Below are 7,154 nucleotides of genomic sequence, written 5' to 3'. Positions count from 1 at the left end.
ATATAGGGAAGGGCATATCCAATTGCTTCCTGGGAAGCTCCAAACAAAAACAGAAGCGGCTTTGTCGCCAAAAGACCGATGGTCATCAAAACCAGTGCACTGCCGCACAGCATGGTAAAGGATGCATCCATGATCAGCCTGGCTTCCCGGTTATCCCCTTTCCCACGGCTGATAGCAAAAAGAGGTGCACCGCCGCTGCCAAAAAGATTGCAAAATGCCATAATGATCACGATCACCGGAAAGCAAATTCCTACTGCTCCCAATGCTTTTGTCCCTGTTTCCGGGATCCTGGCAATATAGATCCTGTCCACGATGTTATAAAGAAGACTGAGGATCTGGGCTGCCAGCATGGGGATGGCTGTACCCAGGATGTTTTTTGTAATGGTTCCGTTTTCAAAATCTACCCGCTTCATGTTACTTTTCCCCTTATTTTTTCAGTATATAATTGCTATTTTTATTATGAATGTTATAATTGTGATGATGTGGAGGAGCAAAAGACCTTTGCCCCTGATCCATATCGATAAACATATCACAAACAAAGGAGTTATACAATCATGTCCTCATCTTCCACGCAGCCATCAAATCTGACTCCCAGGTATTCCTGTATCCAGTTTTTCTTCTGGATCGTTTTTGTTACCTTGGCCAATTTTGCCAGCGTATTTCTCCTGAATACCGGCTTCACTAATACCCAGATTGGTATTATCATCGCTTTGGCAGGCGTTGTTTCTGCACTTTTGCAGCCAACCGTTGCCAGCTATGCAGACAAGAACAGCAGCCCATCTTTGAAAAAGATATGCATTTTTATTTCACTGATTGCCCTTGTTTTGTCAGCATTTTTGTTGTTCTATACACGTTCTCTGCTGTGCACCGGAATCTTTTACGGAAGCTGCTTTGTGCTTATACAGCTGCTTACCCCTATGGTCAACTCATTGGGAATGGAAAGCCTGAACCAGGGCAAAAAGCTGAATTTCGGCATTGGCAGAGGTATGGGTTCCCTGTCTGCTGCTGTGATCGCATCTACTCTGGGTATCCTGGTAGACAGATTTGGAATCAGAACCATCCCTGTAAGCATTTCCATTGGGCTGCTTCTTTTTCTCTTTTCCCTGTGGATCTTCCCTTTCCGGAAAGTTCCAAAAGAACGCCAACAGAATCTGACGGCGGCAGAAAAAGCACCAGGATCCGGTGCTTTGTATTTCTTTCGCAAATATAAAAAATTTACCATCGTACTGCTTGGTTCTATCCTGGTGTATGTAAGCCATGTGCTGATCAACAGCTTTGCATATCAGGTCATTGTAGAAAAAGGAGGAGTGAGACACTGATATGGGAATCGCTATGGCTCTTGCTGCCATAATCGAGCTTCCTACCATGTTCCTTTTCGGCTATATGCAGAAAAAGATCCGCTGTGATATATGGTTCCGCAGCTGCGGTATTTTCTTTGCGCTGAAAACCCTGTTTTCTCTGCTTGCCCCCAATATGACTGTATATTATATCATTCAGGTCTTTCAGGCCTTTGGCTGGGCTTTGATCTCTGTTTCCTCTGTATATTACGTAAACTCCATTATGGAGCCACAGGATGTGATCAAGGGTCAGGCCTATTTCACCATGACCTACACCATCGGAACAGTTCTTGGGGCACTTCTGGGTGGCTGGCTTATCGATCTGGCAGGTGTTTCTGCCATGCTGATCTTCGGTACAGCTGCCGCTTCCATCGGTGCAGTGCTTATGCTTTTTGCTACCGAGAAGCCTGCAGAAGCTGCTTCCAAATAACCCTACCCTTTTTCACAGTCATTACATAAGTTTTATCCCTGCGCATCCGGAACGGATATCTGCTCTCTGACACCAGGAACAGATTCTGATCCTGATGCGCTCTTTGCATACTGCAGTCACAGATCAGCCATCTGGATCCGATCCTGATCTCACACCATCCATGTGGTGACAGCTGCGCATAGGGTCCTCTTGCCGTAACGCCTCCTACTGCCACCCGGCTGTCATATCCCAGTACTCTGGCAATATATGCCATAGCCGCTGCATAATAGTAGCAGCTGCCTCTTTTCCTGGTAAACATGTACCTGGCACAAGATTTTATATTCCTGGCAGTGGGCACTTCCGTACCCATATGGAAATATGAATATTTCACCAGTGCATCATAGCACTGTCGCAGCCGCTGCCTTGTCTTATTCTTTCTTGATGAATTCTTCAACACAAAATCCACAGCCTGACGGATCTCTCCTGCCTTTACCACAGTACCGGTCCTGTCCATATACACATAACCTTTTCTCTTTGTACCTGTGATCCTGTTCCTGACAGCAGCATTTACCTGCACTGTTCCCACATCTGCCCCTGCCAGCAATACTGTTAAAAGACACACCAATATTAAAATCTTCTTTTTCATGAGCATCCTGCATCCCACCAGCCGGTCAGTCACCTTCAGAATCTCCTGATCCGTCTGACGCATTCCAACCCGTCCGATGTACCCCATAGCCTTAATGGTTTGTTCCACATCCTCTTCCACAATCCCGTCTCCTGGAAGAAAACTCTTGTTTTCCATGCTCAGATGAAAGGCCATGATCGCTGCATTTACCGAGGATGCAATCTTGGCTGCACAAGAAGGCTTTGCGCCATCACAGATGATGCCTCCAACATTTCCAAGTGTATTGATGATCGCAGCTGAAACCTGACTATAATCACCGCCATACATATAAGTGATCCCTGCTCCCACACCGCAGGCAGAACATACAGCACCACAGTAAGCAGACAGACCCCCTATGTAATATTTCTGGTGCACAGCAGTAAGATTACTCACCACCAATGCACGAGACAGCTTCTCTTCCGGCACATCCCATTCCTGAGCATAGACAGAGCACCGGCATGGAAACCGGTGATTCCCTGATTGCCGTCTTCCGGAATTGATCACAACCGGCATGGAACAGCCGCCCATCCTGGCATCACTTCCTGCTGCCGCCATTGCACATGCACGGGCAGCCACTGTACCTCCCCAGGCATTCTCCAGGGTTTTCCCGATCTGCACCCCATAGGGATGCTCCAAGCCTTCCTGAGAGATTGCTGTATTTAACCGGATCTGCCGTCCGATAATATCACGAATATCTTCCATACGTACGCAGTCTGCAAATTCCAATATCCCACGTACAGAAAGCTCTCTTCTTTCTTCTTCCGTGCTCTTTCCATCGTTTTTCAGCTGGTCATAGAGAACCTGACCGCCCTTTAGGACTCGCACAATATTAGTATGTGTTTCGGAAATCACTACCTCTGCACTATGTATTCCTTTTTCCACATGGGCTTCTATATAGATCTTTTCTGTAGTATCTGCCAGGGCAAATGTACAGATCCCATCTGCCAGAAGTGTTGCCGCCTTTTCTCTGTCATTGGCTGTCACGCTTTCCAGAACCTCCAATTCTTTCGAGGCATCTCCACCAATCGCGCCAAGAACTGCTGCTGCATTGATTCCTTTCATCCCACCGGAATTAGGAACTGCTGCACCCTTTGCATTTTTGATAATATTTCCGCTGCACCGGATATGAATAGATTCCGGGCACTCTCCCAGCACCTGTGCCGCCTTTGCAGTCGCATAAGCTACTGCGATCGGCTCTGTACAGCCCATAGCCGGTATCAGCTCCTTTTTCAGAATATCCAGATAATTTGCATACTGTACTGCATCCACTGTATTTCCCTCCCTGTTACATTATCCATCCCCTTAGGTAAATCAAGGGCTTCCCCTTTGCCCTGATGGCTCCTTCTCTGGCCTTATTATAACACAATCACCAGCCACCTCCAATATCTGAAAACGCAGTGATCAGGCAGTCAATGCCCAGTAGCAGCAGATACACTCCCATCGGCACTCCGATGGAAAAAACAGAAAATCCAGGATTTACAATCATCAGCACTGCCAGCACCAGCCCTGCCGTATTGATGACCAGGCTGAAATAATAATAAGCATTACCAGCCACAAAGCGTACAATATTCAGATGGGACAGTCTGGAAATACAATGTGCGATAAACCAGATAGGAACCAAAAGCGCAATGATCCATTTTCCAGCATCCGGATGTACCAATAGCATAAACCCTGCCATAACGCTTAAAAGTCCGGCAATCAAGGATACTGATGGCCCAAACCCCATATGCTGTTCCATCTTGACATAAAAAACAATATCTCCGATACCAGTTACCACAGCCAGAAGTCCGTACAGGATCACAAAGCCTTCCAGAATGCTTCCAGGACGCACACAGGTAAAGATTCCCAAAAGGATCAAAAGAAGTCCTTCAATAAATTCCAGCCATCCAAAACCAGAACGTCTTCTCATTTCTGTCCACCTCCCTCTCCATTCAGAATCTGCATAAACTCATCTCCTGTAATGGTTTCTTTTTCATAGAGAACATTTGAAAGCTGATCCAGCTTCTCCACGGTTATCCTCCAGAAGCTTTTTCGCTTTTTCATGCTCTTTTCTTACAAGTTCTACTACCTTGCGGTCAATCTCTTTCTGGGTATCTGCAGAGCATGCAAGGGAAGTATCGCCGCCCAGATACTGGTTATTTACAGTTTCCATGGCAACCATGTCAAATTCCTCACTCATTCCGTATCGGGTGATCATGGCTCTTGCCAGCTTGGTTGCCTGTTCAATATCATTGGATGCGCCTGTGGTGATCTCTCCGAATACCACCTCTTCTGCTGCACGGCCGCCGGTAAAGGTGGCAATTTTGTTCAGGATCTCCTGTTTTGTCAGAAGATATTTATCCCCCTGTTCTACCTGCATGGTATAACCAAGGGCACCGGAAGTTCTTGGAATAATGGTGATCTTCTGTACAGGTGCAGAGTTTGTCTGAAGGGCAGCAACAAGGGCATGACCAATTTCATGATAGGAAACCACTTTCTTTTCATGATCTGAGAGCACGGCATTCTTCTTCTGGTATCCGGCGATCACTACCTCTACACTTTCCTCCAGATCCGCTTCCTCTACTACAGTTCGGCCATTTCGTACTGCACGAAGGGCAGCCTCATTGATAATATTGGCCAGTTCAGCACCGGACGCACCAGACGCCATTCTTGCAATAGTATGGAAATCTACATCATCAGATGCATGGATCTTTCTTGCATGAACCTTCAGGATCGCTTCCCTGCCCTGAAGATCCGGCAATTCTACCGGCACTCTCCTGTCAAAGCGCCCGGGTCGGGTCAGTGCAGGATCCAGAGATTCCGGACGGTTGGTCGCTGCCAGGATGATCACTCCATTATTTCCCTCAAATCCATCCATCTCGGTAAGCAGCTGATTCAGAGTCTGTTCCCGTTCATCATTTCCGCCCACCTGACCATCACGTTTTTTACCGATAGCATCTATCTCATCAATAAATACAATACACGGAGCCTTTTCCTTTGCCTGCTTAAACAGGTCACGTACCTTGGAAGCTCCCATACCTACAAACATTTCCACAAACTCAGAGCCGGACATGGAGAAAAACGGCACATTCGCTTCTCCGGCCACAGCCTTTGCCAGCATAGTCTTACCTGTACCCGGAGGGCCTACAAGCAAAACTCCTTTTGGCATTGCGGCACCTACCTGGGTATATTTCTCAGGATTGTGAAGGTAATCTACGATCTCAGCCAGATTTTCTTTTGCCTCATCCTCACCCGCCACATCACTGAAATGGATTCCTTCTGTTGACTGCACATATACTTTTGCATTGCTTTTGCCCATTCCAAAGCTCAAGGCATTCTTACCACCTGCCTGCTCGATCAGCTTCTTGCTCATGTACTGTCCAAGTAGGACAAAGATCAAAAGCGGAAGAAACACAGTCAGCAGGGTACTCATCAGCGGAGACATGGTTGTGTCAATCTCTTTTGTAAATTCTGCCCCACTTTTATGAAGACGCTCTGTCAGGGTAGGATCCTCCATAACGCCTGTTTTATAAATCTTATCTTCATCCTTATTCGTAAATACGATCTGATTATCTTCAATTTCTACTTTACCGATCTTGCCATCATCGATCATGTCCATGAATGTTCCATAATCCACTTCTTTCACCTGACGTTCCATAAGAACAGGTGAAACAAACAGATTAAAGAGAAATAGTACAAGTATGACGATTCCGTAATAATACATCAACGGCTTTTTCGGTGATTTCACTTCTTTTCATGATCTGTGTATCCTCCTTTTTTATTCCTCTCTGAGCCGGAAATTCCTGTAATTTTTCAATTTCTGCTCCTGTTGTTCTATATTCTATCGCACAGGCTACCAGTTTTCAATAAACAGATTTCCCCAAATGTACAAAAAAGACATAAAAAAAGAGCATATGTGCATTTTTGCTTATATACTCTTTGCTGCCTTTCTGCTCTTACCGGTCTTCTTAAGTTATTACAGGCCTTTTTTCTGCAGATAATCTGCTACTTTTGTATAGGCAGGCATGGACACGCCCCATGTCGCCCCCATTTTCACCACATCATATACAAGTCCACGGATCTCTGAAGCCTTGCCAGCCATAATATCCCGCTGCATGGAAGTGGTTGCTTCTGGTGCAAGCCCGGAAAGGATATGAAGATTGACCTGCACCATATCCCTCTCAAATGGAATACCCATGGCTTTTGCCAGTGCTTCAATCTCACGGATCATTGCCTTGAACATTTCCCGCTGTTCCCCTTCTCTCTGGAAATCAGCTGCAGTTGCATCATAATACAATCCTGCCGCACCGATCGGCGAAACATAAGAAAACTTTTCCAGTGCATCTCTCTGGATATTCGCAGACAGGATCCCCTGGATCCCACAGTCCACAAAATCATTCTGAACCACTTCCAGCGCTGGTGTATACTGGTTCTTTTCCCTTACACCAAACACCACACGCAAGATCTTTCCATGCTGAAGCAGAACTCCCGGTCTTTGGATATTTGCAGAAACGTAAATACAGCCATCCGTTACCAGCTGATCTGGAAGCATTTCCTGAAGCTTTACCCCTGTCCCATAAATATTCAGAATCGGGATCACGATCGTAGACTTATCCGACACCCGTCGGATAAAGGGAGCTGTACTTTCCAGAGAATATCCTTTTACGCATACCAGAACCACATCAGGGGTATCTGTATAATGCTCCATATCTGTAGCTTTAACTGACTGATTCTCTGCTGATCCATCCCACATCTTCTCTAAGAT

Annotated in this window: 6 protein-coding genes and 1 pseudogene; 2 read left to right on the top strand and 5 right to left on the bottom strand. The window is 46.1% G+C overall.

What is annotated here, in order from left to right; genetic code table 11:
* Nucleotides 1–413: MATE family efflux transporter (locus R1Y93_RS11235; RefSeq protein ID WP_500822862.1), on the bottom strand; the 413-nt coding region annotated here is incomplete at its 3' end.
* 141 nt (nucleotides 414–554) lie between these two features.
* Here R1Y93_RS11235 and R1Y93_RS11230 point away from each other — a divergent pair.
* The gene (locus R1Y93_RS11230; RefSeq protein WP_500822861.1) at nucleotides 555–1,319 is read left to right on the top strand and encodes an MFS transporter; all 765 of its coding nucleotides are present in this window, start codon (nucleotides 555–557) and stop codon (nucleotides 1,317–1,319) included.
* 1 nt (nucleotide 1,320) lies between these two features.
* A complete protein-coding gene (locus tag R1Y93_RS11225; protein WP_500822860.1) occupies nucleotides 1,321–1,767 on the top strand; it encodes an MFS transporter in 447 nt (148 codons plus the stop codon).
* Here R1Y93_RS11225 and R1Y93_RS11220 read toward each other — a convergent pair.
* From R1Y93_RS11220 to R1Y93_RS11205, 4 genes and pseudogenes are all read right to left on the bottom strand, one after another.
* A complete protein-coding gene (locus R1Y93_RS11220; RefSeq protein ID WP_500822859.1) occupies nucleotides 1,733–3,679 on the bottom strand; it encodes an L-cysteine desulfidase family protein in 1,947 nt (648 codons plus the stop codon). The two genes, R1Y93_RS11225 and R1Y93_RS11220, sit on opposite strands and share 35 nt — an antisense overlap.
* A gap of 97 nt (nucleotides 3,680–3,776) precedes the next feature.
* Complete coding sequence (locus R1Y93_RS11215) at nucleotides 3,777–4,319, bottom strand: HdeD family acid-resistance protein (protein WP_500822858.1); 543 nt, start codon at nucleotides 4,317–4,319, stop codon at nucleotides 3,777–3,779.
* A pseudogene (gene ftsH, locus R1Y93_RS11210) lies at nucleotides 4,316–6,113 on the bottom strand (ATP-dependent zinc metalloprotease FtsH). The gene R1Y93_RS11215 and the pseudogene ftsH overlap by 4 nt, the downstream one beginning before the upstream one ends.
* 252 nt (nucleotides 6,114–6,365) lie before the next feature.
* On the bottom strand, nucleotides 6,366–7,154 hold a 789-nt coding region (locus R1Y93_RS11205; protein ID WP_500822857.1), incomplete at its 5' end, for a ketopantoate reductase family protein.

The organism is Blautia sp. HA3515 (genome assembly GCF_059933065.1).
This window is presented reverse-complemented; position numbering and strand designations above follow the sequence as displayed.

Coding starts and splice junctions, on each gene's coding strand:
- R1Y93_RS11230 (WP_500822861.1), top strand. CDS start 555: ATGTCCTCATCTTCCACGCAGCCATCAAATCTGACTCCCAGGTATTCC.
- R1Y93_RS11225 (WP_500822860.1), top strand. CDS start 1,321: ATGGGAATCGCTATGGCTCTTGCTGCCATAATCGAGCTTCCTACCATG.
- R1Y93_RS11215 (WP_500822858.1), bottom strand. CDS start 4,319: ATGAGAAGACGTTCTGGTTTTGGATGGCTGGAATTTATTGAAGGACTT.